The sequence below is a fragment of the Burkholderia sp. 567 genome (genome assembly GCF_040545115.1).
GTDB classification, from domain to species: Bacteria; Pseudomonadota; Gammaproteobacteria; order Burkholderiales; family Burkholderiaceae; genus Burkholderia; species Burkholderia ambifaria.
Genome location: NZ_JBEPLG010000015.1, coordinates 135,034 through 159,899, shown reverse-complemented (window position 1 = coordinate 159,899; position 24,866 = coordinate 135,034). Strand labels below are relative to the sequence as shown.

General features: G+C 69.2%; 20 protein-coding genes. 10 read left to right on the top strand and 10 right to left on the bottom strand.

Going from position 1 to position 24,866, the window contains the following annotated elements; translation table 11 throughout:
• Positions 1-103: 103 nt before the first annotated feature.
• Complete coding sequence (locus ABIC50_RS31825) at positions 104-805, bottom strand: AraC family transcriptional regulator (protein ID WP_471685832.1); 702 nt, start codon at positions 803-805, stop codon at positions 104-106.
• Positions 806-1,001: 196 nt separating this feature from the next.
• On the opposite strand from ABIC50_RS31825, the gene ABIC50_RS31820 reads away from it, so the two are divergent.
• From ABIC50_RS31820 to eutC, 4 genes are all read left to right on the top strand, one after another.
• Positions 1,002-2,465 (top strand): mechanosensitive ion channel, encoded by a 1,464-nt coding sequence (locus ABIC50_RS31820; protein WP_229061248.1) that lies wholly within the window; start codon positions 1,002-1,004, stop codon positions 2,463-2,465.
• Positions 2,466-2,665: 200 nt separating this feature from the next.
• Complete coding sequence (eat, locus tag ABIC50_RS31815) at positions 2,666-4,078, top strand: ethanolamine permease (RefSeq protein ID WP_175657302.1); 1,413 nt, start codon at positions 2,666-2,668, stop codon at positions 4,076-4,078.
• A gap of 111 nt (positions 4,079-4,189) precedes the next feature.
• A complete protein-coding gene (locus ABIC50_RS31810) occupies positions 4,190-5,587 on the top strand; it encodes an ethanolamine ammonia-lyase subunit EutB (protein ID WP_105831282.1) in 1,398 nt (465 codons plus the stop codon).
• Positions 5,584-6,378: an ethanolamine ammonia-lyase subunit EutC gene (eutC, locus tag ABIC50_RS31805; RefSeq protein WP_354168723.1), complete on the top strand. Its 795-nt coding sequence runs from the start codon at positions 5,584-5,586 to the stop codon at positions 6,376-6,378. Before ABIC50_RS31810 ends, eutC begins: the two co-directional genes overlap by 4 nt.
• Before the next feature lie 30 nt (positions 6,379-6,408).
• On the opposite strand, the gene ABIC50_RS31800 is transcribed toward eutC, so the two are convergent.
• Positions 6,409-7,293, bottom strand: coding sequence for a LysR family transcriptional regulator (locus tag ABIC50_RS31800; protein ID WP_354168721.1), 885 nt, complete (start codon positions 7,291-7,293; stop codon positions 6,409-6,411).
• Positions 7,294-7,447: 154 nt separating this feature from the next.
• On the opposite strand from ABIC50_RS31800, the gene ABIC50_RS31795 reads away from it, so the two are divergent.
• Positions 7,448-9,064 (top strand): MFS transporter, encoded by a 1,617-nt coding sequence (locus ABIC50_RS31795; RefSeq protein ID WP_354168719.1) that lies wholly within the window; start codon positions 7,448-7,450, stop codon positions 9,062-9,064.
• 174 nt (positions 9,065-9,238) lie between these two features.
• On the opposite strand, the gene ABIC50_RS31790 is transcribed toward ABIC50_RS31795, so the two are convergent.
• The gene (locus ABIC50_RS31790; protein WP_354168718.1) at positions 9,239-9,667 is read right to left on the bottom strand and encodes a pyridoxamine 5'-phosphate oxidase family protein; all 429 of its coding nucleotides are present in this window, start codon (positions 9,665-9,667) and stop codon (positions 9,239-9,241) included.
• Positions 9,668-9,984: 317 nt separating this feature from the next.
• Between ABIC50_RS31790 and exaC the strand changes: the two genes are divergently transcribed.
• The 3 genes from exaC (at position 9,985) to ABIC50_RS31775 (ending at position 13,585) form a co-directional block, all read left to right on the top strand.
• On the top strand, positions 9,985-11,511 hold the full coding sequence (gene exaC / locus ABIC50_RS31785) for an acetaldehyde dehydrogenase ExaC (protein WP_011655645.1): 1,527 nt from the start codon (positions 9,985-9,987) through the stop codon (positions 11,509-11,511).
• A 311-nt stretch (positions 11,512-11,822) separates the two neighbouring features.
• Entirely contained in the window at positions 11,823-12,365 is a 543-nt protein-coding gene (locus ABIC50_RS31780; protein WP_175731255.1) for a hypothetical protein, read from the top strand.
• 185 nt (positions 12,366-12,550) lie between these two features.
• Positions 12,551-13,585: a helix-turn-helix domain-containing protein gene (locus ABIC50_RS31775; RefSeq protein WP_175665532.1), complete on the top strand. Its 1,035-nt coding sequence runs from the start codon at positions 12,551-12,553 to the stop codon at positions 13,583-13,585.
• A 70-nt stretch (positions 13,586-13,655) separates the two neighbouring features.
• On the opposite strand, the gene ABIC50_RS31770 is transcribed toward ABIC50_RS31775, so the two are convergent.
• Positions 13,656-14,759: a glycosyltransferase family 9 protein gene (locus tag ABIC50_RS31770; protein ID WP_354168716.1), complete on the bottom strand. Its 1,104-nt coding sequence runs from the start codon at positions 14,757-14,759 to the stop codon at positions 13,656-13,658.
• Positions 14,756-16,459: a thiamine pyrophosphate-binding protein gene (locus ABIC50_RS31765; protein ID WP_354168714.1), complete on the bottom strand. Its 1,704-nt coding sequence runs from the start codon at positions 16,457-16,459 to the stop codon at positions 14,756-14,758. The genes ABIC50_RS31770 and ABIC50_RS31765 overlap by 4 nt, the downstream gene beginning before the upstream one ends.
• A gap of 283 nt (positions 16,460-16,742) precedes the next feature.
• Between ABIC50_RS31765 and ABIC50_RS31760 the strand changes: the two genes are divergently transcribed.
• Positions 16,743-17,204: a ParC-related protein gene (locus tag ABIC50_RS31760; protein WP_354168712.1), complete on the top strand. Its 462-nt coding sequence runs from the start codon at positions 16,743-16,745 to the stop codon at positions 17,202-17,204.
• Positions 17,201-17,485, top strand: coding sequence for a type II toxin-antitoxin system RelE/ParE family toxin (locus ABIC50_RS31755; protein ID WP_354168710.1), 285 nt, complete (start codon positions 17,201-17,203; stop codon positions 17,483-17,485). Before ABIC50_RS31760 ends, ABIC50_RS31755 begins: the two co-directional genes overlap by 4 nt.
• Before the next feature lie 43 nt (positions 17,486-17,528).
• Here ABIC50_RS31755 and ABIC50_RS31750 read toward each other — a convergent pair whose 3' ends face one another.
• From ABIC50_RS31750 to gcvT, 5 genes are all read right to left on the bottom strand, one after another.
• Complete coding sequence (locus tag ABIC50_RS31750) at positions 17,529-18,917, bottom strand: L-serine ammonia-lyase (protein WP_011655650.1); 1,389 nt, start codon at positions 18,915-18,917, stop codon at positions 17,529-17,531.
• A gap of 30 nt (positions 18,918-18,947) precedes the next feature.
• Positions 18,948-20,084 carry an alginate lyase family protein gene (locus tag ABIC50_RS31745; RefSeq protein ID WP_175676205.1) on the bottom strand — a complete coding sequence of 379 codons (1,137 nt, stop codon included), beginning with the start codon at positions 20,082-20,084 and terminating at the stop codon, positions 18,948-18,950.
• Between the two features lie 152 nt (positions 20,085-20,236).
• The gene (gcvP, locus tag ABIC50_RS31740) at positions 20,237-23,164 is read right to left on the bottom strand and encodes an aminomethyl-transferring glycine dehydrogenase (RefSeq protein WP_354168708.1); all 2,928 of its coding nucleotides are present in this window, start codon (positions 23,162-23,164) and stop codon (positions 20,237-20,239) included.
• Positions 23,165-23,229: 65 nt separating this feature from the next.
• The gene (gene gcvH, locus ABIC50_RS31735) at positions 23,230-23,610 is read right to left on the bottom strand and encodes a glycine cleavage system protein GcvH (RefSeq protein WP_105831295.1); all 381 of its coding nucleotides are present in this window, start codon (positions 23,608-23,610) and stop codon (positions 23,230-23,232) included.
• Between the two features lie 114 nt (positions 23,611-23,724).
• Positions 23,725-24,843, bottom strand: a complete 1,119-nt coding sequence (gcvT, locus tag ABIC50_RS31730; RefSeq protein WP_354168706.1) for a glycine cleavage system aminomethyltransferase GcvT — start codon at positions 24,841-24,843, stop codon at positions 23,725-23,727.
• Positions 24,844-24,866 lie beyond the last annotated feature (23 nt).

Genomic DNA, 24,866 nt, shown 5'->3' with positions numbered 1-24,866 from the left:
CCGAGCCCCGAGCCCCGAGCCCCGAGCCCCGAGCCCCGAGCCCCGAGCCCCGAGCCCCGAGCCCCGAGCCCCGAGCCCCGAGCCCCGAGCCCCGACCCGTCGATCAACGCAGCGGCAAATGAATCTCGGTGCGCAGGTCGGCCGGCGCCGCATCCATCGGCGTATTCAGATACAGCTCGAACGGCGGTGCGTCGGCGGCTCCGCGGCCCGACTGACGCAGCCAGTCGCCATATAGCCACTGGTAGGCCGCCTTCAGGTCCGCATAGGGTCCCGTATGCAGCAGCACCGCGTACTCGCCACCGGCGACCGTCACGCGCTCGACGGGCGGCGTCGGCTCGACATCCGGCGCGCCGTCGGCCGGCACGAAGCACGCCTTCGCGCGCAACTGCGCTTGCGGCGTGGTATCGGGATCGTCGTAGAAGATCCCGATCATCTTCGCGCCGGGGCCGATCAGCCCGTGCTGCGCGACCCACGCGCCGATCTGCCCGAACGCGTCGCCGATCTTCAGGTACGCGCCCGTATGCGGCACCGCATAACCGCGCAGTTCCGGCAGCCGCCGGATCTCGACTTCATGCCTGAACATGTCTTCCTCTCCTCTCTGTAACGGATAAATCGGACGGTGGACTCGCCCCGTCGCACCATCCGCCCGATCGACTCGCCGCACAGCGCGCGACGCGTGTCGCATGGGGACCCACGCCACCGCTCCGGCTTTCGTCTCGACGCTCCCGCGTGCATCCCCGGCACGAATCGACGCCACGGTAGCACGCCGCCGATCGATGAATCTTGCGGAGATACGTAGGACCACAAAATCTGCCCCTTTTTATTTCGAACAAATTGGGTCTCGTCCCCGTCGATCTTGTCTAAAGTTAAAGACGGTGAAATCGGGTGAACGTGTCATTTTTCTCGGGTAAGTTGGTCGGGCCGCACCGCACGGTTTTCGAAGTACGCAGGTAGTTCGTCGATGTCCAATGGCAACGCCACGTTTTTCGGGAGAATAAGAAATGGATGCTTCCAGCTTCATCACGTCGCTGCAGACCACGTTAGGCGGATACCTGCCCAAGATCGCCGGTGCGATCGGCATCCTGGTGATCGGCTGGCTGATCGCCGTGGTGGTGCGGGCCGGCACGCTCCGGCTGCTCAACGCGCTGAAGGTCGATCAGCGGATCACCGAAAGCACCGGCCAGGGCGCACGCGTCGAGCGGATCATCGCCGGCGGGCTGTTCTGGCTCGTGCTGCTCGTCACCGCGGTGGGCATCTTCAATGTGCTCAACCTGTATGCGGTATCCAATCCGTTCTCGCTGCTGGTCACGCACATCGTCAACTACCTGCCGAACCTGATCGGCGGCGCGGCGCTGACGCTGATCGCGTGGTTGATCGCCTCGCTGCTGCGCAGCCTCGCGAACCGCGCGCTGCGAGCGAGCAAGGTCGACGACAAGCTGTCCGAAAGCGCGGGCATGCAGCCGATGAGCGGCTATCTCGGCGACGTGCTGTTCTGGCTCGTGATCCTGATGTTCCTGCCGGCGATTCTCGGGTCGTTCGCGCTGTCCGGCCTGCTGTCGCCGGTGCAGGGGATGGTCGACAAGCTGCTCGCGATCGTGCCGAACCTGTTCGCGGCCGCGGTGATCGGCGTCGTCGGCTGGATCGTCGCGCGCGTGCTGCGCGGCCTCGTGACGAACCTGCTGGTCGCGGCCGGCGCCGACCGCCTCACCGCGAGTCTGGACAGCCCGACGCCGGTGCGCGTGTCGAGCCTGGTCGGCACGATCGTCTACGTGTTCGTGTTCGTGCCGACGCTGATCTCCGCGCTCGACGCGCTGAAGATCGACGCGATCTCGATTCCCGCCACCAACATGCTGAACCAGTTTCTCGGCGCGGTGCCGGACATCGTCGCGGCGATCGTGATCGTGCTGGTCACGTACTATTTCGCGCGCTTCGTCGCGTCGCTCGCGCAGCGGCTGCTGGAAGCCGCCGGCGTCGACGGGCTGCCGGCCATGCTCGGCGTCGAGCGCGTGTTTTCGGGAATCCTGCAGCCGTCGGTGCTGGTCGCGCGGCTGATCGTGTTCTTCGCGATGCTGTTCGCGGCGGTCGAGGCCGCGAACCGCCTCGGCTTCACGCAGGTGCGCGACGTCGTCACGCTGTTCATCGAATTCGGCGGCCACGTGCTGATGGGCGGCGTGATCCTCGTGATCGGCGTGTGGCTCGCGAGCGTCGCGCGCCGCGTGATCGAGCAGGCCGACCGCGAACACAGCGTGCTGTTCGCGCGGATCGCGCAATTCGCGATCCTCGGACTCGTATTCGCGATGGGGCTGCGCGCGATGGGCATCGCCAACGAGATCGTGCAGCTCGCGTTCGGCCTCGTGCTAGGTGCGATCGCGGTGGCGGTCGCGCTGTCGTTCGGCCTCGGCGGCCGCGAAGCAGCCGGCAAGCTGCTCGACCGCTGGTTCAACCAGCGCGGCGGCGGCCAGTAAGCGGCGTCGTGTCGCCCATCCGGCCGCCTCGTGCGGCCGGATGGCGCACGCTTGACGGGCCCGGGCCACAGCCGGCGTTGCCGCCGGCGAAACGCCCGCCCGCATCTTTGCCGAATTTCGATAACACGTCCTTTAATGACTCTCTAGCATCGATTCTCAGTCGCGCGGGCCGGCAGGCCGGCGCCTTTCAGGAGAATCCGATGAAAGCAGAGTCGAATGGCCGGCCCGCCGCCGGCGCCAAATCGTCCGGCCAGCCCGCGCTGCAGCAGACGCTCGGGACCTGGCAACTGTGGGGCATCGCAGTCGGCCTCGTGATTTCCGGCGAATACTTCGGCTGGAGCTACGGCTGGGCGAGTGCCGGCACGCTGGGTTTCGTGATCACCGCGGTGTTCGTCGCGGCGATGTACACCACCTTCATCTTCAGCTTCACCGAACTCACGACGTCGATCCCGCACGCGGGCGGCCCGTTCGCATATGCGCGCCGCGCATTCGGCCCGACGGGCGGCTATCTCGCCGGCGCGGCGACGCTCGTCGAGTTCGTGTTCGCGCCGCCCGCGATCGCGCTGGCGATCGGCGCGTATCTGCACGTGCAGTTTCCGGGGCTCGAACCGAAACACGCGGCGATGGGTGCGTATCTCGTCTTCATGGCGCTGAACATCGTCGGCGTGCAGATCGCCGCGACGTTCGAGCTGGTCGTCACGCTGTTCGCGATCTTCGAGCTGCTGGTGTTCATGGGCGTGGTGTCGCCGGGCTTCGCGTGGAGCAACTTCATGAAGGGCGGCTGGTCGGGCGCCGATCATTTCAGCGTCGGCGCATTCCACGGAATGTTCGCGGCGATCCCGTTCGCGATCTGGTTCTTCCTCGCGATCGAGGGCGTCGCGATGGCCGCCGAGGAGGCGAAGAACCCGAAGCGCTCGATCCCGATCGCCTACGTGGCCGGCATTCTGACCCTCGTCGCGCTGGCGATCGGCGTGATGGTGTTCGCCGGCGGCGCGGGCGACTGGACCAAGCTCGCGAACATCAACGACCCGCTGCCGCAGGCGATGAAGTACATCGTCGGCGCGAACAGCGGCTGGATGCACATGCTCGTGTGGCTCGGGCTGTTCGGGCTGGTCGCGTCGTTCCACGGGATCATCCTCGGCTATTCGCGCCAGATCTTCGCGCTGGCGCGCGAGGGCTACCTGCCCGAATGGCTCGCGAAGGTGCATCCGCGCTTTCGCACGCCTTATCGCGCGATTCTCGCGGGCGGCGTGGTCGGGATCGCCGCGATCTACAGCGACGAGCTGATCCAGTTCGGCGGCCAGACGCTCACCGCGAACATCGTGACGATGTCGGTGTTCGGTGCGATCGTGATGTATATCGTAAGCATGGCGGCGCTGTTCAAGCTGCGCCGTTCGCAGCCGGACATGGCGCGGCCGTTCCGCGCGCCGCTGTACCCGTTCTTCCCGGCGTTCGCGATCTTGGCGGCCCTGGTCTGCCTCGGGACGATGGTGTACTTCAACGGGCTGGTGGCGATGGTGTTCGTCGGCTTCCTCGCGCTCGGCTACGCGTACTTCCTCGCGACCCGTTCGCAGCGCGCGAGCGCGCCGGGCGACGTGGCGCTCGAGGAGTGAGCATGGCGAACCCGCACGGCCGCGCCTGACGGCATCCGGCGCGCCCCGTCGAACGGGCGCGCCGTCGGCGTCCGGCACGGATGAGCAAGGACTGGCAAGGAGATTCGAACGATGGCCTATACGGAGACGATCGGCCCGCGCACGTACCGCTTCGCGGACCTGAAGACGCTGCTCGCGAAGGCGAGCCCGTTGCGTTCCGGCGACCAGCTCGCCGGCGTCGCGGCGGCGAGCGAGGAGGAGCGCGTCGCCGCGAAGATCGCGCTCGCGGGCGTGCCGCTGAAGGCATTCCTGAACGAGGCGCTGATTCCGTACGAACACGACGAGGTCACGCGCCTGATCCTCGACGATCACGACGCGGCCGCGTTCGCGGAAATCTCGCACCTGACGGTCGGCGATTTCCGCAACTGGCTGCTGTCGCCCGTGGCCGACGGCGCCGCGCTCGAGCGGATCGCGCCGGGCCTCACGCCGGAGATGGTCGCGGCCGTGTCGAAGCTGATGCGCAACCAGGACCTGATCGCGGCCGCGCGGAAGCGCCGCGTCGTCACGCGCTTTCGCAACACGGTCGGGCTGGCCGGCCGGATGTCGGTGCGGTTGCAGCCGAACCACCCGACCGATGACGTGAAGGGCATCGCCGCGTCGATGCTCGACGGGCTGATGTACGGCTGCGGTGACGCCATGATCGGCATCAACCCGGCGACCGACAGCCTCGCGGCGATCGTGAAGCTGCTCGCGATGATCGACGGGTTCCGCGAACGCTACGGCGTGCCGACGCAGTCGTGTGTGCTCACTCACGTGACGAACACGATCGCCGCGATCGAGAAGGGCGCGCCGGTCGACCTGGTATTCCAGTCGATCGCCGGCACCGAGAAGGCGAACGCGAGCTTCGGAATCTCGCTCGCGCTGCTCGGCGAGGCGCGCGAGGCCGCGTTGTCGCTCGGGCGCGGCACCGTCGGCAACAACCTGATGTACTTCGAGACGGGCCAGGGCAGCGCGCTGTCGGCGAATGCGCACTTCGGCGTCGACCAGCAGACCTGCGAGGTGCGGGCGTACGCGGTCGCACGCAAGTTCGACCCGTTCCTCGTGAACACGGTGGTCGGCTTCATCGGGCCCGAATACCTGTACGACGGCAAGCAGATCATCCGCGCGGGGCTCGAGGATCACTTCTGCGGCAAGCTGCTCGGCGTGCCGATGGGCTGCGACATCTGCTACACGAACCACGCGGAAGCCGACCAGGACGACATGGACACGCTGCTGACGCTGCTGGGCGCGGCCGGCATCAACTTCATCATGGGGATTCCGGGCGCGGACGACGTGATGCTGAACTACCAGAGCACGTCGTTTCACGACCAGCTCTACGTGCGCGAAGTGCTCGGCCTGCGCCGCGCGCCCGAGTTCGAGGAATGGCTGGAGACGATGGAGATCGCCGACGCGCACGGCGCGCTGCGCGTGGCGAGCGCGCGCGTGCCGCTGCTCGCGGGTGCGAACGACTGGATGGGGATTTCCGCATGAGCGACGCCGTCGAAAAGAACCCTTGGGCGCAGCTGAGGTCGTTCACGAACGCGCGGATCGCGCTCGGCCGCGCGGGCAACAGCTTGCCGACCGCGCCGCTGCTCGCGTTCAACCTGTCTCACGCGCAGGCGCGCGACGCCGTGCATCAGCCGCTCGATGCGGACGCGCTGCGGCGCGAGATCGAGGCGGCCGGCTTGCTGCCGACGCTCGGCGTGCAGAGCGCCGCGCCCGACCGCGACCACTATCTGCGCCGGCCCGACCTCGGCCGCAAGCTGTCGGACGACAGCCGCGGGCTGCTGGCCGGCTACGGCGCGGCGCTGGACGATGCGCCCGACGTGGTGTTCGTGGTCGGCGACGGGCTGTCGGCGTTCGCGGCCGCGAAGCAGGCGCTGCCGCTGCTGCAGGCCGTGCGGCCGCGGCTCGACGCGGACGGCTGGCGGATCGGCCCGGTGGTGGTCGCGACGCAGGCGCGCGTCGCGCTCGGCGACGAGATCGGCGAGCTGCTGCGCGCGAAGGTCGTCGCGATGCTGATCGGCGAACGGCCGGGGCTCAGCTCACCCGACAGTCTTGGCGTGTACCTGACGTGGGCGCCGAAGGTCGGCTGCCACGACGCGCTGCGCAACTGCATCTCGAACGTGCGGCCCGAGGGGCTCCCGCATGCCGCCGCCGCGCACAAGCTCCATTACCTGATGACGCATGCGCGCCGGCTCGGGCTCACGGGTGTCGGGCTGAAGGACGACAGCGATGCGCTGCTGCCGCAGACGGACGCGGAGCGGATCGGTGCGAAATGACGGGGCGGCGGTGCCTGGCGCGCCAGCCGTCTACTTGAACAGCCGCTCGCACAGGAAGTCGACGAACACGCGCAGCTTCGGCGACAACTGCCGGCTCGACGGCCACACGATCGAGAACTGCCCCGGCGCGATCCGGTAGTCGTCGAGCACGGTGACGAGCGCGCCGGTGTCCAGCGCGTCGCGCGCGAGGAAGTCGGGCATATAGCCGATGCCGAGCCCCGCCATGACCGCGCCGCGCAGCGCTTCCATGTTGTTGCAGGTCATCGCGGTGCGCAGCTTCAGCGGCGTGCCGTCGTCCGCGGCCAGCGCCCAGTCCTGCAGCTTGCCGGTGGTCGGGAAGCAGTAGCGCACGCAATCGTGCGCTTCGAGATCGTGCGGCGCCGCCGGCGTGCCGGCCTGCGCGAGATACGCGGGCGTCGCGCACAGCACGAACGCGAACGGGCCGAGCCGCCGCGACATCAGGCTCGAATCCGACAGCGGACCGCTGCGGATCACCGCGTCGAAGCCACCTTCGACGACGTCCACCATCCGGTCGTTGAAATCCAGGTCGAGCTCGACGTCCGGATAGCGTTGCCTGAATTCGGGCAGCACCGGCAGCAGGAACCGGTAGCCGATCACCGGCAGGCTCACGCGCAGTTTGCCGCGCGGGCGCTGCGCGGAGGCCGTCACAGTCGCTTCCGCATCGCGAAAATCCTCGAGGATCCGCTGGCAGCGTTCGTAGAAATGGCGCCCTTCGTCGGTCAGCGTGACGCGCCGCGTCGTGCGATTGAACAGGCGCACGCCGAGCGACTGCTCGAGCCGCGCGATCGTCTTGCCGACGGCGGACGCGGAAATGCCGAGCGCGCGGCCGGCCGCGACGAAGCTGAGCGCTTCGGCGGTGCGGACGAAGGCGGCGATGCCGTTCAGGTTTTCCATCGACATAAGCGGGCCGGCCAGAAGCGGAGAAGAGGCAGATTGCGGAATATTAGTCCGTTATATCCGGAGTCTTGCATGGTTTTTCGCCGATTGAATCGGATTTATCTTTGATCGCTCTGGCGGCGCATCCGCGCCCGCTTTTCGAGGAGCGATGATGGATCACCCGTTTTCACCCGATTCGGCCAGCTCGGCGCGCCGGCGCGCGTGGGTGCTGGCCGCCGTCTGCATGGCCGCCGTCGCGCTGCCGTTGTCGTTTTCGGGCGGCGCGGTCGCGACGCCCGCGATCGGCCGCGACCTGCACGGCGGCCCGGTCGCGATGAACTGGATCACCAACGCGTTCATGCTCGCGTTCGGCAGTTTCCTGATGGCGGCGGGCGCGCTGGCCGACCAGTTCGGCCGCAAGCGCGTGTTCGCGCTCGGCGTCGGCGGCTTCACGCTGATGTCGGTCGCGCTCGCGTTCGCGCCGTCGATGCTCGCGCTCGACCTGCTGCGCGCCGCCCAGGGGCTCGCGGCTGCCGCGGCGCTGGCGGGCGGCACGGCGGCGCTTGCGCAGGAGTTCGACGGCGCGGCGCGCACGCGTGCGTTCAGCCTGCTCGGCACGACGTTCGGGATCGGGCTCGCCTTCGGGCCCGTGCTCGCCGGCGGCCTGATCGCGCACTACGGCTGGCGCGCGATCTTCGTCACGGGCGCGGCGGCCGGCGCGCTATCGCTCGCGTTCGGGCTGCCGCGCATGCACGAATCGCGCGACCCGCACGCGACGGGGCTCGACTGGCCCGGCACGACCGCGTTCACCGTCGTGCTCACGCTGTTCACGTTCGGCGTGATCGAGGCGCCCGCGCGCGGCTGGACGCATCCGCTCGTCGTCGCGCTGCTGGCGGGCGCGGCGCTCGGCGCATGCGCGTTCGTCACGATCGAGACGCGCGTCGCGCGGCCGATGCTCGACCTGTCGCTGTTCCGGATTCCGCGCTTCGTCGGCGTGCAGGTGCTGCCGGTGTCGACCTGCTGCTGCTACATCGTGCTGCTCGTCGTGCTGCCGCTGCGCTTCATCGGCATCGATGGTTTCAGCGAGATCGACGCGGGCTGGCTGATGCTCGCGATCTCCGCGCCGATGCTCGTCGTGCCGTTCGTCGCGGCGACGCTCACGCGCCGGCTGTCGGCCGGCGTGATCTCCGGGCTCGGGCTGTTGCTCGCGGCGGCCGGCCTCGTGTGGCTGGGCGTCGCGCTGCGCGGCGGCGCGGGGCCGGCGGCGATTGCACCGATGCTCGCGATCGGCGTCGGAGCCGGCATGCCGTGGGGGCTGATGGACGGGCTGTCGGTCAGCGTCGTGCCGAAGGAGCGCGCGGGGATGGCGACCGGGATCTTCAGCACGACGCGCGTGGCGGGCGAGGGGATCGCGCTCGCGATCGTCGGCGCGGTGCTCGCGACGCTCGCGCATGGCGATTTGCGGCGGATGGCGGCCGGCGCGTCCGGCACGTCCGGCGCGACGCTGCGGGCCGCCGCGCGGCTCGCGACCGGCGATCTCGCCGGCGCGGCGGCCGTGCTGCCGGGCGTCGATCGTGCGGCGCTGCTCGCGAGCTATACGCACGCGTTCGACCGGTTGCTGATCGGGCTCGCGGTCATCACGGTGCTGTGCGCGGGCGTGGTGTTCGCCTTTCTTGGCGCGCGGCCGGCGGTTGCGGAGGAGCGCGGCGATGAAAGCGACCATGCGCGTGCCGACGCACCGGCGCGGCGCCGGGCCGAGCCGGCTTGTGCGGAGGCAAACGGGCGGTGAACGGTGGGGGCGTCGACGGGGGCTGGCGCTTCCGCGGGAGCGGTCGGGTATTTCGTGCGCGTCACCCCGCTGCAGGAGGAGCCGGCTCCCGCGTCATGTCGGCACGCGCGGTGGGCGCCGCCGCGTCGGTGTGCGCGCATGCATCCGCCGTTTCAACGGCGACATGGCGCAACATCACGCCAGCACGAGCGGCGGCAGCCCCGCTTCGGCGCGCGGGTGCGCGCTTTCGACGTCAACGACCACGTAACGCAGCGCGGCCGGCCACAGGTGCGCATGGCTTCCCGCATCCTCGTCGATCGTCGCGCGCCCTTGCACGAGCCACGTCGTCTGCCGGACGAAATCGACGAACAGCAGCGCAATCGCCGGATTCACGAGCAGGTTGCCGATCGTGTTGAACAGGTTGTTGCCCGCGAAGTCGGGCAGCACGAGCGTACGGCGATCGGGCAGGTCGACGAGCGGGGCGAACGAACCGTCCGCGCGCGGTTGCCGGCCGCGATACGAGCAGTCGCTGTCGCCCGCCGCGTTCGCGGTCGCGACGAGCAGGAACGCCTGTTCGCGGATGAACGCGACGGCATCGTCGCTAAGGGGGCCCGAATCGTTCATGGTGTCGGTCGGCGTGTGGCCGCGGCGTGCGGATTTGCATTGCTCACGCAAGCGACATGCCATGCGGCGCGCGTGGCGCTCGGCGACGCCTGCACAGATGCGCTGTGAAAAATCCGAACACCCGCCGCGCCGCTGTGCCGTCGCGGTGTTCAGAATCGGCACACTCGTTTTGCGTGCGCCGGCACCGCGCCCGGCGGGCGGCCGGACGCACCGCTCCTGTTCCGTTTTCGGCCCGTGTGGCACGCATGTTGCGTAAACCGTGCAGCGCGATCCAACCGGCGCTGCATTCACACAAGCACGATGAACAGGAGACATGTATGAACCCGTTTGACCTGAAACAACTGGGCCTCGACGTCGAATATCCGTACCGTCAGCAGTACGACAACTACATCGGCGGCAAGTGGGTTCCGCCGGTGAAGGGCGAGTATTTCGAGAACGTGTCGCCGATCAACGGCAAGCCGTTCTGCCGCGTGCCGCGCTCGAGCGCCGACGACATCGAGGTCGCACTCGACGCCGCGCACGCCGCGCGCCGCAAGTGGGGCAAGACGTCGGTCGCCGAGCGCGCGAACCTGCTGCTGGCCGCCGCCGACCGGATGGAAAAGAACCTGAAGCTGCTCGCGGTGGCCGAGACGATCGACAACGGCAAGCCGCTGCGCGAGACGATGGCGGCCGACCTGCCGCTCGCGATCGATCACTTCCGCTATTTCGCGGGCTGCATCCGCGCGCAGGAAGGCGGCATTTCCGAGATCGACGACAACACCGTCGCGTATCACTTCCACGAGCCGCTCGGCGTCGTCGGCCAGATCATCCCGTGGAACTTCCCGCTGCTGATGGCCGCGTGGAAGCTCGCGCCGGCGCTCGCGGCCGGCTGCTGCGTGGTGATGAAGCCGGCCGAGCAGACGCCCGCGTCGGTGATGGTGCTGATGGAGCTGATCGGCGACCTGTTCCCGGCCGGCACGATCAACATCGTGAGCGGCTTCGGCAAGGAAGCGGGCGAAGCGCTCGCGACCAGCAAGCGGATCGCGAAGATCGCGTTCACGGGCTCGACGCCGGTCGGCAAGCACATCCTGCGTGCGGCGGCCGACAACCTGATCCCGTCGACGGTGGAGCTGGGCGGCAAGAGCCCGAACATCTTCTTCGCGGACGTGCTCGACCAGGACGACGCGTTCCTCGACAAGGCGCTCGAAGGCCTCGCGATGTTCGCGCTGAACCAGGGCGAGGTGTGCACGTGCCCGTCGCGGATCCTGATCCAGGAATCGATCTACGAACGCTTCATCGAGAAGGCCGTCGCGCGTGTGGAGCGCATCAAGTCAGGCCACCCGCTCGACATGCAGACGATGATCGGCGCGCAGGCGTCGCAGCAGCAGCTCGACAAGATCCTGTCGTACATCGACATCGGCCGCGACGAAGGCGCGCAATGCCTGACGGGCGGCGAGCGCACGGCACCGGGCGCCGATCTCGGGACGGGCTACTACGTGAAGCCGACGATGCTGTTCGGCAACAACAAGATGCGCGTGTTCCAGGAAGAGATCTTCGGGCCGGTCGCGTCGGTGATGACGTTCAAGGACGAGCAGGAAGCGATCGAACTCGCGAACGACACGTTCTACGGGCTCGGCGCGGGCGTGTGGACGCGCAACGGCACGCGTGCGTACCGGATGGGCCGCGAGGTCGAGGCGGGCCGCGTGTGGACCAACTGCTACCACCTGTACCCGGCGCACGCGGCGTTCGGCGGCTACAAGCAGTCGGGCATCGGTCGCGAAACGCACAAGATGGCGCTGTCGAACTATCAGCAGACGAAGTGCCTGCTGGTCAGCTACCAGGCCGAGGCGCTCGGGTTCTTCTGATCGCCGAAGCAGGGGGCGAAGTGCCGGGGCCGGCCGGGCGGCGGGGGATGCTGCCTGGTTCGGTTGCCGGTTCACGATTGCCGGTTGCCGGTTGCCGGTTGCCGGTTGCCGGTTGCCGATTCCGGGCGAGGTTCGACGCTCGGGTGACGCATCTGCCGCCGTCGAGCGGTCCCCGCAGCGATGCAATGCGCCGCCGGCCGCTCGCCCGGCACTTCGCCGCTTTCGCCTCGAGACATTCGACTCGCGGCGTTGCCCACCCCCGGCAGTCGCGCGGCCGCATCGCGCACCGGTGGGCCCCACGGGAAACCAGCATGGCAGAACCATCCCGATCCTATCCGCGCCACCCGGTGTTCCACGCGGGCGAGCTCGACGCGCATCACCGGTTCGGCGTTGTCGACGAAGCCGAGCGGATGAGCGACGTCGTGACGACGCGGCTGAGCATCGGCGTGCGCCAGTTCGTCGAGTCGCAGCCGTTCATGTTCGTCGGCACGACTGGCGGCGAGCCGGCGCGCGTGACCTGCGACATCGTGCAGGGCGTGCGCGACGCGAACGGCGATCTGTGGCCGGTCGTGCGCGTGATCGACACGAAGACGCTGCGTTTCGCGCTGCCGACGCCCGGCGACGGCGACCGGATCGATGCGCGCGAATGCGACGGCCGCGGCGTCGGGTTGCTGTTCATCGATTTCGTGCGCGGCATCCGCTACCGGATCAACGGCCGCGCGACGCTGCGAGCCGATCTGCCGGAAGCGGACGCGGCGCCCTGGCCGGCCGGCAGCCCGATCGTCGAGCTGGCGGTCGCGCAGGCGTATGGCAACTGCGGCACGCGGGTCGTGCGGGTGCAGCCGCGCACCTAGCGAGGGGCCGGGCCGCCGGCGGCATGCATGCCGCACCCGCGCGGTGCGCGGCACGCCGCCTCCGGGTGCGCCCGCATGGCGCGCGGCGGCCGTACGGCGTGCAATGACGGGCTTGTCGCCGGGCCGCGCGGTTCGGCACGGGACTTGCGTGATGGACGCGGTCCCGGGCAGGTGAGGAGAACACGATGGAGCAACGAACGGAGTGCATGGCCGAACCGACGGCCGAGGACACGCGGTGCAGCGCACAGGGTGACGATGCGCTGGCCGGCCAGGCCGTGGTCAGCGTCGCGCACGACGCCGACGAGCAGGCGCGCAACCTGATCGGCTGGCGGCAGACCTACGACCAGCTCGCGGCCGGCCGCTTCGTCGGCACGCTGACCGAGCTGCCGCTCGACACGATGAAGCTGTTTCGCGAATCGACCAGCCACCTGCTGCGCCAGGCGTGCGAGGTGCGCGGCGACGCGTACTGGTTCGGCATCCCGCTGGTGAGCGACGGCAGCGCGCGCGTCGATGCATGCCGCATCGGCCCCGGCGCGCTCGCGTTCCGGCCCGGCAACGTCGAATTCGAATTGCTGACGCCGGCGCAGTTCTCGATCTACGGCGTCGTCGTGCGCGGCGACGTGTTGCGCCGTTACGCGGAGGAAGTCGAGCACCGCGCGCTCGACGAGCGGCTGTTCACGCAGCACGTGATTCAGGTTGGCGACACGCGGCTCGCGCGCCTCTGCGCGCTGCTCGGCCGCCGGCTCGACGACGCGGCGGCCGTCGGCGGCCCGCTGCCCGACGCGCAGCGCGACGACCTGCAGGCCGAGGTGCTGGGCGCGCTGTTCGACGCGTGCGCGCAACCGGCGGACGACGGCGCTGGCGGCGCGCCGTCGACACGGCGCTGGATCGTCGAGCAGGCGCGCGAGTACGTGCTGGCGCACCGTACGCGCCCGGTCGGCGTGCCCGAGCTGTGCGAGCAGTTGCACGTGAGCCGGCGCACGCTGCAGTACTGCTTCCAGGACGTGCTCGGCATGGCGCCCGCGACCTACCTGCGCACGCTGCGGCTGAACGGCGCGCGGCGCGACCTCTGCGGGCGGGCGGCCGGTTCGGTGCAGGACGTCGCGGAGGCGTGGGGCTTCTGGCATCTGAGCCAGTTTGCGACCGACTACCGGCGGCTGTTCGGCAAGCGGCCGTCGGAGACGCTGCGCGATCGCGCCGTGATGGTCGCGGCCGGGTGAGCCGGGTGAGCGTGGCAGCAGCGCGTGCAGGCCGCTGAAGGTTCGATCTTTCGGGGCGACTTCCGTTTTTCTATTCGGCCGCGGCGCCCCCAGCGGCCGCTTCGCGCGGCGCCGGCCACGGCAACGCATCCCAGTCGATCGCCCGGTAAGCGGCTTCGACCGCCGTCAGATCCTCCGGCCGCTCGCTGCGATGCAGCCCGCGCAATTCGGCCGGCACATCGAGCTCGACCGGCACGCAGTGCGGATAGTCGCGCACGCGCAGCGCCGGCCCGATCGTCGTGAAACAAGCGAGCGTCGGCACGTCGAAGCCGTCGGCGACATGCAGCGCGGCCGTGTCGGGCGCGAACAGCACGCTGGCACCCTTGACCCAGGCAATGAAGTGCGCGGTGTCGGGCGCGTGGCGGCTCACGTCGACGTAAGCCGGATGCGCGACCGGGCCGAACCCGACCACCGGCAGCCCGTAACGCTGCGCGAGCCGCTCCACGAATGCCGCGCGCAGCGCGGGCGGCACGCTGCGCACCGCGGTGCTCGCCGTCGGGCAAAACAGCACGTACGGCCGCTGCCATTCGGCCGGCAGCGCGGGCAGCCGCAGCCGCGCGAGCCAGCGATTGCGCTTCGCGGCGGCCGGCACCGTGGCCGGATCCACCCCGAGCGCGTCGAGGAAGAAATCGATCATCGGCTGCCCCGCGAACGCGGGCCAGTACAGGTGATTGCCGAGATCGATGCACGGCGCGTGCGCGGGCAGTGCGTTTGCGGCGTACGGCAGCGCGCGTGACGGCGCGACGACGTCGGCTGCGAGCGCATACAGCACTTCGACGTAGCGCGGTGCGCGGGCCGGCCGGTACAGCGTGAAGCGCACGCCCGGATGCATCGCGCGCAGCGCGGCGAGCGCGGTCAGCCCGATCACCGAGTCGCCGAGTGCGACACCCATCCCGTTGATCACGTGCACGTCCGATGTGCGGCCGTAATCGCGCCGGAACGGCCGATGAACGGCATGCAGCAGGCCGAGCGCCGCCGCGGCGGGCACGCAGCCTTCCGCGCGATCGCTGCCGTGCTCGACGTCGTACGGCGCGACGAGCGTCCCGTCGGGCGCGAGCAGCGTGCCGGGGAGGACGAGCGCGTCGTCGTGCGACAACGCGAGACTGGCCGGTGCGGCGTGCATGCCCATGCTCATGCGCCGCGCGCCCGGCGGCCCTGCTCGCGGATCTGCTCGAGCGTCGCGGCCGGCGTGCTGGCGTCCTGCGGAATGCGGATCTCGATCAGCGCCGGCAGCCCGCAGGTCAGCGCGCGCTCCAGTGCCGGCGCGAAGTCGGCGGTGCGCTCGACCGTCTCGCCATGCGCGCCGAACGCGCGCGCATACGCGGCGAAGTCGGGATTCGTGAGCCCCGTGCCATGCACGCGCCCCGGATAGTTGCGCTCCTGATGCATGCGGATCGTACCGAAATGCCCGTTGTTGACGACAATCGCGACGATGTTCAGCCCGTACTGCATCGCGGTCGCGAGTTCGTTGCCGGCCATCATGAAGCAGCCGTCGCCGGCGAGCGCGACGACGGCCCGCGCCGGATACAGCGACTTGGCCGCGAGCGCGGCGGGCAGCCCGTAACCCATCGCGCCGCTGGTCGGCGCGAGTTGCGAGCGGAAGTGGCGGTACGCGAAGTGGCGATGCAGCCAGATCGCGTAGTTGCCGGCGCCGTTGGTCAGGATCGCGTCGTGCGGCAGGCGCTCGCGCAGCTGCACCATCACGTCGCCGAGCTGGACGTCGCCGGGCATCGGCAGCGGCGCATGCCATTCGCGGTACGCGCGGTGCGCGTCGGCGGCCGTGCTGGCCCATGCGGGGTGCGCCGGCGGTTCGAGCGCGGCGAGCGGCGCCGCGATCTCCGGCATCCCCGACACGATCGGCAGGTCGGCCGCATACACGCGGCCGAGCTCGTCCGCGCCCTGGTGCACGTGGATGAGCGTCTGGCGCGTCTTCGGGATGTCGAGCAGCATGTAGCCGCCCGTCGTCGCTTCGCCGAGGCGCGGGCCGAGCACCAGCAGCAGGTCGGCGTCGCGAATCCGCTTGCCGAGCGCGGGATTGATCCCGAGGCCGACGTCGCCCGCGTAGTTCGGGTGCGCGTTGTCGAAGGTGTCCTGGAAGCGGAACGCGCACGCGACCGGCAACTGCCAGCGCTCGACGAAGGTGCGCAGGTCCGCGCATGCGTCGGGCGTCCAGCCGCTGCCGCCGACGATCGCGAACGGCCGTTCCGCGCGCGCGAGCCGTTCGCGCAGCTCGTCGAGCTGCGCGGCCGACGGCGACGCCGCGACGCGTTTCGCGGCCGGCACGACCGGCTGCGACGCGCACGCTTCGGACAGCACGTCCTCCGGCAGCGCGAGCACGACGGGGCCCGGCCGACCGGCGGTCGCGACGTGGAATGCATGGCTCAGGTATTCGGGAATGCGGCGCGGGTCGTCGATCTGCGCGACCCATTTCGCCATCTGGCCGAACATCCGCCGGTAGTCGATTTCCTGGAAGGCTTCGCGGTCGAGGTGCTCGCGCGCGCACTGGCCGACGAACAGGATCATCGGCGTCGAATCCTGGAACGCGGTGTGCACGCCGATCGACGCGTGGGTCGCGCCGGGCCCGCGCGTGACGAACGCGATGCCGGGGCGGCCGGTCAGCTTGCCGACCGCCTCCGCCATGTTCGCGGCGGCCGCCTCGTGGCGGCAGACGACCGTCTGGATGCGCGCGGTGTGATCCGCGAGCGCATCGAGTACGGCGAGGAAGCTCTCGCCCGGGACGCAGAACGCGCGTTCGACGTGATTGGCGAGCAACGCATCGACGAGCAGTCGCGCGCCGGTGGTGGCGCTCTGCTCGAGATCCTTGGAATGCGACATGGGCTGCCGTCTCCTTGGGTAGCGGGACGTACAGCTTACGCCCGTTGGCGGGCAGCTGAAAAGTGTCGGATCCCCGGCCAGTTCGGAACGCGCGCCGGGGTTTCGCCTGGCCGAACGGCCGGCTTGTGCCCACGCCCTGGGCGGTGAAAAGTGACCGCTATGGATTGTTGGGTCGGGAATTTGTGTCGACTCGGAAATGGCGTATCCCAATCAACAATAAAGTGGGAGGCCGCTCAATAGTAAAATTCAACGAATGGATGGATAAACCGCATCGAGGATCACCATGGCAACCGAAACGATCGATCAAAAGACGCTGACGGAGCTGGTCGAAGTCGGTGCCGTACGCGCGGCCCGCGTGGTCGGCTGCGGCAACGGCTGGGCGCTCTCGGCCCGTTGCGGCGCGCACGACCGTTTCCTGTCGGCCAAGCGCGGCGACGTGCGGGTGTTTCGCCGTTTTGAAACGCTGGTCGGATTTCTACGCGACATCGGCATCACCCGGTTCGATGTGGATGCGTCGGCGTTCGACCCGGATGCGGCCGGCCGGGCGACCCGGCCCGATCGCGCAGCCGCGTTGAAGGCGGCGCACGAGGCAGCGGCCCACGATCGCTGGTTTCGCGAGCAGGTGCAGCAGGCGCTGGACGATCCGCGGGCGCCGATTGCCGGCGCCGAGGTCAGCGCCGACTTCGCGTCGCGCCGTGCGGCGCTGCGTGAGCGGCTCGCGGGCAGGCGAGGGGATGCTTCTTGACCCTTGCGCTGTACTGGAATCCGAAGGCGTACGAGGATCGCGCCGCGATCATGGACTACATCGGCGAGGACGACCCGCTGGCTGCGCTCGAACTCGACGAACTGCTGGAAGAAAGGGCACGGTCGTTGCCGGCCCATGCCGAGCTGTATCGGCAAGGGCGGCTGGCGGGCACGCGCGAGCTGGTGGTCGCGCCGAACTATGTGGTCGTGTATCGCATCCGCCCAGCCGACGGGATCGTGGAGGTCCTCCGGGTGTTGCATGCGCGACGGCAGTGGCCGTGATGCAGGGGCATCGATCCGCCCCGCATTACCGTCCGACCCCGCATCAGCACTCGACAATATTCACCGCCAGGCCACCCCGCGAGGTTTCCTTGTACTTCGTCTTCATGTCGGCGCCCGTCTCGCGCATCGTCTTGATCACCGAGTCGAGCGACACGTAGTGCGAGCCGTCGCCGCGCAGCGCCATGCGCGCCGCGTTGACGGCCTTCACCGACGCCATCGCGTTGCGCTCGATGCACGGAATCTGCACCATCCCGCCGACCGGGTCGCAGGTGAGGCCGAGGTTGTGCTCCATCCCGATCTCGGCCGCGTTCTCGACCTGGCGCGGCGTGCCGCCGAGCACGGCCGCGAGCGCGCCGGCCGCCATCGAGCACGCGACGCCCACTTCGCCCTGGCAGCCCACCTCCGCGCCCGAAATCGATGCATTCAGCTTGTACAGAATGCCGATCGCCGCGGCCGTCAGCAGGAAGTCGATCACGCCCTGTTCGTTCGCGCCCGGCGTGAAGCGCGTGTAGTAGTGCAGCACCGCCGGAATGATGCCGGCCGCGCCGTTGGTCGGCGCGGTGACGACGCGGCCGCCGGCCGCGTTTTCCTCGTTGACGGCGATCGCATACAGGTTGATCCAGTCGATCATCGACAGCGGATCCTGCAGCGCCTGTTCGGGGTTGCCGGTCAGCGTGCGATACAGCTGCGGCGCGCGGCGCTTCACCTGGAACGGGCCGGGCAGGTTGCCGTCGGCGTCCGGGTTGCCGATCCCGCAGCCGCGCGACACGCACGACTGCATCACGGCCCAGATCTTCAGCAGCCCGTCGCGCGTCTCTTCCTCGGTGTGCCACGCGCGCTCGTTTTCCCACATCAGCCGCGCGATCGACTTGCCGGTCGCCTCGGTCAGCGCGAGCAGCTCGGCGCCGGTGCGGAACGGGTGCGTCATCTGCTCGGCCGCGCTCAGCACCTTCGTGTTCGGCGCGCCGGCCGTCACGACGAAGCCGCCGCCGACCGACAGGTAGGTGCGCTCGACCAGCACGTCGCCGTTCGCGTCGGACGCGCGCAGCTTCATCCCGTTCGGATGCTCGGGCAGCGCCTGCCGGTAGAACGCGATGTGCTCCTTCAGCACGAACGGCACCGGATGCGTGCCGAGCAGCGCGAGCTGCTTCGACTTGCGGACGTCGTCGAGCCGCGCGTCGATCGTGTCGGGATCGACGGTGTCGGGCGCGTCGCCGAGCAGGCCGAGCATCACGCCGCGGTCGGTGCCGTGGCCCTTGCCGGTCGCGCCGAGCGACCCGTACAGCTCGACCTTCACGTTGGCCGTCGCGTCGAGCAGCCCGTCGCGCTCGAGGCCCTGGACGAACATCAGCGCCGCGCGCATCGGTCCGACCGTATGCGAACTGGACGGGCCGATGCCGATCTTGAAGAGGTCAAACACGCTGACTGCCATTTTGATACCTGCCTTGCTTTGAGAATGATGCTAGCGCGCCTGCAATGGCAGGCACGCGGCCAGCCATGCGGGCGGCATGACGGATAACTGCCGCGCGACACGGGCATAGCGCCCGTCGAGCCGCGCGGCCAGATGAAAGAGTTCGGTGGCGTTTTTCGGGTCCCACTGCCCCGTGTAGCCCGGCAAGCCGGCTTCGCGGCGCTTCGCGTCGAACGGCACCGGCGAATTCACGAATTCCTCGTGCGTCTTCTCGCCGAGCGCGTACGGCACGAGCCAGTCGAGCGCGGCCGCGAGCGACGCGCCGTTCGCGCCGCGCTCGCGCAGCCAGTTGCGGTTGAAGCGGCGCGCGGCGAGCGCGGCCGTCACCAGCGGCTGCAGGTCGTACACCGCGTAATGCAGCGCATCGCGTTCGTCGAAATCCCAGGTCTTGCCGTCCGGACCAATGTTGTCGGCGAGATGCTCGACGAACAGCCGCTGCGCGGCGTTCATCATCTTGCGGTCGCCGAGCGTGAACGCGGACAGCGCGATCAGCTTGATCCGGTGGCTCTGCCAGTTGTTGCGCCATGTGCCGGTGAGCGGGCGCTTCTGCGCGTCGATCTGCGCGACATAGCCGGCGCCGAGCTTCGCGATGAACGCGGCGGTGGCGTTGCGCGTCTTGACCGGCAGCGCGCTCGCCGTCATGTCGTACGCGACGATCAGGCTGTCGAAGCGCGTCTCGTCGATCGGGTTGAAGCTCGGCTGGTAGGTCGACACCCACGCGGACAGGAAGCGGTCGACGAGCTGCAGGTAGCGTGGCGCATTCGTCACGCGCCACGCGAGCGCGGCGTCGCGCATCAGCTCCATGTCCTTCAGCGCGTCGGCGCTCTGGTCGTAGATGCCCTCGTGCGGCAGCGTGCCCTCGGTGTGCACGCGCGGCATCGCCTTCGGCTGCTCGCCGATGCGCGCGTCGACGCTGCGGATCAGCGCCTGCACACCAGGCTCGGCCTGGATCGTTTCGCTCGCCTGCAACGCGGGCGCCGCGCAGAAATTCATCGCTGCATGCGCGCTGCCGGCCGTGCCGAGGCCGACGGTAGCGAACGACAGCGACGCGACGAGCAGCGGCACGAAGCGGCGCGTGCGCGGCCGCTCCTGCGTTGCACCCTGGCCCGGAAACATCGGACGCACCATGCGGAACTCCTTGATTGGCTGGATCGCGTGTGATGTTAGCCGGATTGGCGGGCAAGCGTGAATCGATTGGCCGGGCGGCGAACGCAAAAACCGCACGCAACCGATGGTTGCGTGCGGTGTGGTCACGATCGGACTCCGGCGCGCGGCAGGCGTTATGCGTAGTCCGACATCGGCACGCACGAGCAGAACAGGTTGCGGTCGCCGTAAGCGTTGTCCGCACGGCCGACCGGCGGCCAGTACTTGTTCGTGCCGAGCGATGCGACCGGGTACGCGGCCTGCTCGCGCGAGTACGCGTGCGGCCACTCGTTCGCGGTGACGACGGCGGCCGTATGCGGCGCGTGACGCAGCGGGTTGTCCTCGCGATCGGCGCGGCCTTCCTCGACCGCGCGGATTTCCTCGCGGATCGCGATCATCGCAGCGATGAAGCGGTCGAGTTCTTCCTGCGATTCCGATTCGGTCGGCTCGACCATCAGCGTGCCCGGCACCGGGAAGCTCATCGTCGGCGCGTGGAAGCCGTAGTCCATCAGGCGCTTCGCGACGTCGTCGACGCTGATGCCGCTCGTTTCCTTGATCGGGCGCAGGTCGAGAATGCACTCGTGCGCGACCAGGCCGCCCGGGCCCGAATACAGCACCGGGTAGTGCGGCGCGAGGCGCTTCGCGATGTAGTTCGCGTTGAGGATCGCGGTCTCGGTGGCGGCGGTCAGGTTCTTCGCGCCCATCATCGCGATGTACATCCACGAGATCGGCAGGATCGACGCCGAGCCGTACGGCGCGGCCGAGACCGCGCCGATACCGTCTTCTTCGCGCGTGTAGCCGGTCGAACGCTGGTTCGGCAGGAACTTCGCGAGGTGCGCGCCGACCGCGACCGGGCCGACGCCCGGGCCGCCACCGCCGTGCGGGATGCAGAAGGTCTTGTGCAGGTTCAGGTGCGACACGTCGCCGCCGAACTGGCCCGGCGCGGTCAGGCCGACCATCGCGTTCATGTTCGCGCCGTCGACATACACCTGGCCGCCGTGCGCATGGACGATCTCGCAGATCTCGCGCACGTTCTGCTCGAACACGCCGTGCGTCGACGGATACGTGATCATGATCGCCGCGAGGTCGTTCGCGTGCTGCTCGGCCTTCGCCTTGAGATCGGCGATGTCGACGTTGCCCTGCGCGTCGCATGCGACGACCACGACCTTCATGCCGGCCATGTGTGCGGAGGCCGGGTTCGTGCCGTGGGCGGAAGCCGGGATCAGGCATACGTCGCGATGTGCTTCGCCGCGCGATGCGTGGTACGCGTGGATGATCAGCAGGCCCGCGTATTCGCCCTGCGAGCCGGCGTTCGGCTGCAGCGACACGGCCGCGTAGCCGGTGGCCGCGACGAGCATCTGCTCGAGCTGGTCGATCATCTCGCGGTAGCCGACGGTCTGCTCGGCCGGCGCGAACGGGTGGATCCTGCCGAACTCGGGCCACGTGACCGGCAGCATTTCCGACGTCGCGTTCAGCTTCATCGTGCACGAGCCGAGCGGGATCATCGAGCGGTCGAGCGCGAGATCCTTGTCCGACAGGCTGCGCAGGTAGCGCAGCATTTCGGTCTCGGAATGGTGACGGTTGAACACGTGGTGCGTCAGGTACGCGCTCGTGCGCTCGAGGCCGGCCGGCAGCGCGACGACGCCGGCGAGGCCCGCGTCCAGCGCGTCGACGGACGGCGCGGTGCCGCCCGCGGCCTGCGCGAACACGGCGAGGAGATCGGCGAGGTCGTCGCGGGTCGTCGTTTCGTCGATCGACACGCCCACTTGCGTGTCGCTCACGCGACGCAGGTTGATGCGGCGGGCCTTCGCGAATTCGTGGACCTGCGCGGTGCGCGCGCCGGTGTCGATCGTCAGCGTGTCGAAGAACGTGTCGTTGATGGGCGCGAAGCCGAGCTGCTTCACGCCGGCGGCGAACAGCGCCGCGATGCGGTTCACGCGCAGCGCGATCGTCTTCAGGCCGTGCGGGCCATGGTAGACCGCATACATGCTCGCCATGATCGCGAGCAGCGCTTGCGCGGTACACACGTTCGATGTCGCCTTCTCGCGGCGGATGTGCTGTTCGCGCGTCTGCAGCGCGAGGCGCAGCGCGGGCTTGCCCTGTGCGTCGACGGTCACGCCGACGAGGCGGCCCGGCATCTGGCGCTTGAATTCGTCACGCACCGCGAGATACGCGGCGTGCGGGCCGCCGAAGCCCATCGGCACGCCGAAGCGCTGCGTGTTGCCGACGGCGACGTCCGCGCCCCATTCGCCGGGCGGCGTCAGCACGGTCAGCGCGAGCAGGTCGGCCGCGACGACCACATGGCCGCCGGCCGCGTGGATCGCTTCGGTGAGCGCGCGGTAGTCGCGCACGTCGCCGTTGACGCCCGGATATTGCAGCAACACGCCGAACGCGTTGGCCTGCGCGGCGTCGGCCGCCGGGCCCGTCTTGACTTCGATGCCGACCGGCAGCGCGCGCGTGCGGATCACTTCGAGCGTCTGCGGCAGCACGTCGTCGGCGACGTAGAACACGTTCGACGTCGGCTTGCCGGTGCGCTGCAGCAGCGTCATCGCTTCGGCCGCGGCGGTGGCTTCATCCAGCAGCGATGCGTTCGAGATCGCGAGGCCCGTGAGGTCGGCGACCATCTGCTGGAAGTTCAGGAGCGCCTCGAGGCGACCCTGGGAAATTTCGGGCTGGTACGGCGTGTAGGCCGTGTACCACGCCGGGTTTTCGAGCACGTTGCGCAGGATCACGGCCGGCGTGTGCGTGTCGTGATAGCCCTGGCCGATGTATGAGCGGAACACCTGGTTCTTGTCCGCGAGGGCACGCAGCGCGGCGAGGGCTTCGGCCTCGCTCTTCGGCTGCGCGAACGGGCCGAGCGGCAGCGTTTCGGCGCGGCGGATCGAGGCCGGGATCACGGCGTCGATCAGGGCGGCGCGCGACGCGAAGCCGAGCGTGTCGAGCATGGCCTGCTGGCTGGCGGCATCGGGGCCGATGTGGCGTTCTGCGAACGCGTCGTGCGTTTCGAGCGCGGCGAGCGAGAGGGGCGTGCGGTTCATCAGACGGTCCGGGTGTTCGAGCTTCATGGCGTGACTCTGGTCCCGCGCGGGCCGGCTGGCTGGCCGGCCGCGCGCGGTTCGGGTAAGGAAAATTAGTCGATCAGCTTGCCGTATGCGTCGGCGTCGATCAGCTTGTCGGTCGATGCGCCGTCCGCGAGCTTGATCTTGAAGAGCCACACGGCGTATGCGTCGCTGTTCACTTCTTCCGGCGAGTCGGCGGCTTCTTCGTTGATGGCGATGATCTCGCCGGACACCGGCGAGTAGATGTCGGATGCCGCCTTCACCGATTCGACGACGCCGACTGCGTCGCCCGCGCTCACCGACTTGCCGACTGCCGGCAGCTCGAGGAAGACGATGTCGCCGAGCGTGCTCTGCGCGTGATCGGTGATGCCGACCGTCAGCGTGCCGTCGGCTTCGGTGCGGATCCACTCGTGTTCGTCGGTGTACTTCAGATCGGCCGGGACGTTGCTCATCGGATGCTCCTGGATAAAAGGTATGTTCGTTATGCTGGCGCGCCGCCGGGGCGCGCCGGATGGGGTTGCGCCGGGCGCCATTTCCCGGCTTGCCGGGAGGTGGCCCCCCGGTCGTTACGCAGCGAGGACCTTGCCGTTGCGCACGAACGGCAGTTTTACCACGCGCGCGGGAAGTTGCTTGTCTCGAATCTGCACATGTATGGTGTCGCCGACGTGGACCGCCGCTGGCACGCGTGCGAACGCGATCGATTCCTGCATCGACGGCGAGAACGTGCCGCTCGTGATCTCGCCTTCGCCGTGCGGGGTGACGACCTTCTGGTGCGCGCGCAGCACGCCGCCCGCCTTGCCGTTTTCCTTTTGCAGGATCAGGCCGACGAACGCGGCGCGCGTGCCGTCGCGCTCGAGCGCGGCACGGCCGACGAAGTCGCGCGGTGCCGACAGGTCGACCGTCCATGCGAGGCCCGCGTCGAGCGGGGACACGGTCTCGTCCATGTCCTGGCCGTACAGGTTCATGCCGGCCTCGAGGCGCAGCGTGTCGCGCGCGCCGAGCCCGCACGGACGCACGCCGTTTTGCTGCAGCGCGGTCCACAGCGCTTCGACGTGCACGGCCGGGACGATCACTTCGAAGCCGTCTTCGCCGGTGTAGCCGGTGCGCGCGACGGTGAGCTCGGCGAACGGCGTGCCGGCGACCCGCGCGGCGTTGAACGGCTTCAGTTCGCTGGTGGCGGCGCGCGCGGCGGGCACCGTCGTCCAGACCTTTTCACGGGCGTTCGGGCCCTGTACGGCGACGATCGCGAAATCGCGGCGCGGCGCGATGGTCAGGCCGTAGCCGCCTTGCTCGTTGAGCTGGTTGAACCACGCGATGTCCTTCTCGGCCGTGCCGGCGTTGACGACGACGCGGAAGAAGTCTTCGGTGAAGTAATAGACGATCAGGTCGTCGATGACGCCGCCCTGCGGATTGAGCAGGCACGAGTAGAGCGCCTTGCCGGGGGTCTTGAGCTTGCCGACGTTGTTCGCGATCGCGTGCTCGAAGAACGCGCGCACGCGGCTGCCGGTGAAATCGACGACGCACATGTGCGACACGTCGAACATGCCGGCGTCGGTGCGCACGGCTTCGTGTTCTTCGATCTGCGAGCCGTAGTTGACGGGCATGTCCCAGCCGCCGAAGTCGACCATGCGGGCATTGAGCGCGCGATGCGCGGCGTTGAGCGGGGTGTGATTCAGTGCAGTCATCGAGGCCTCAGGCAAGGCGCTTG